At 54.4% G+C, this 759-nt stretch carries 2 protein-coding genes; both read left to right on the top strand.

Annotated elements, in window-relative coordinates:
• On the top strand, positions 1–331 hold a 331-nt coding region (locus AYC59_RS08465; protein WP_081265313.1), incomplete at its 5' end, for an arsenate reductase/protein-tyrosine-phosphatase family protein.
• A 2-nt stretch (positions 332–333) separates the two neighbouring features.
• Positions 334–759, top strand: a 426-nt coding sequence (locus tag AYC59_RS08460) for a Wzz/FepE/Etk N-terminal domain-containing protein (RefSeq protein WP_211259979.1), incomplete at its 3' end; no start/stop codon positions are given.

Raw genomic sequence — 759 nt, 5'->3', positions numbered from 1 at the left:
TGCGTTGGTAGGTAAAGGCGCTGATCCTACCGCCATCAGCGTCGCCGCAGAACATCAACTGTCTCTGGAAGGTCACTGCGCCCGGCAAATCAGCCGCCGCCTGTGTCGCAACTACGACCTGATTTTGACCATGGAAAAGCGCCATATCGCCCGTTTATGCGAGATAGCGCCGGAGATGCGCGGCAAAGTGATGCTGTTTGGTCACTGGGATAACGAATGTGAAATCCCCGACCCCTATCGCAAAAGTCGGGAAACGTTTGCAGCGGTGTACACATTACTTGAACGGTCTGCCCGCCAGTGGGCGCAGGCATTGAACGCAGAGCAGGTATAAGAATGACAGAAAAAGTAAAACAACATGCCGCTCCGGTAACGGGCAGTGATGAAATCGATATTGGTCGTCTGGTCGGCACCGTCATTGAAGCGCGCTGGTGGGTGCTTGGCATCACTGCCGTATTCGCCCTCTGTGCCGTGATTTACACCTTCTTCGCCACGCCGATTTACAGCGCCGATGCACTGGTTCAAATCGAACAAAGTGGCGGTAATTCGCTGGTGCAGGTCATCGGTTCGGCGTTAGCCAACAAACCGCCAGCATCGGATGCCGAGATCCAGTTGATTCGATCGCGTCTGGTGCTCGGCAAAACGGTTGACGATCTCGACCTTGATATTGCGGTGAGCAAAAACACGTTCCCGATTTTCGGTGCGGGTTGGGATCGTCTGATGGGACGCCAGAACGAGACGGTGAAAGTGACCACCTTTAAT

This window comes from Pseudostreptobacillus hongkongensis (assembly GCF_001559795.1).
Taxonomy (GTDB): domain Bacteria; phylum Fusobacteriota; class Fusobacteriia; order Fusobacteriales; family Leptotrichiaceae; genus Pseudostreptobacillus; species Pseudostreptobacillus hongkongensis.
The sequence above is the reverse complement of the archived record's forward strand: the minus strand, read 5'-3'. Positions and strand labels throughout refer to the sequence as shown.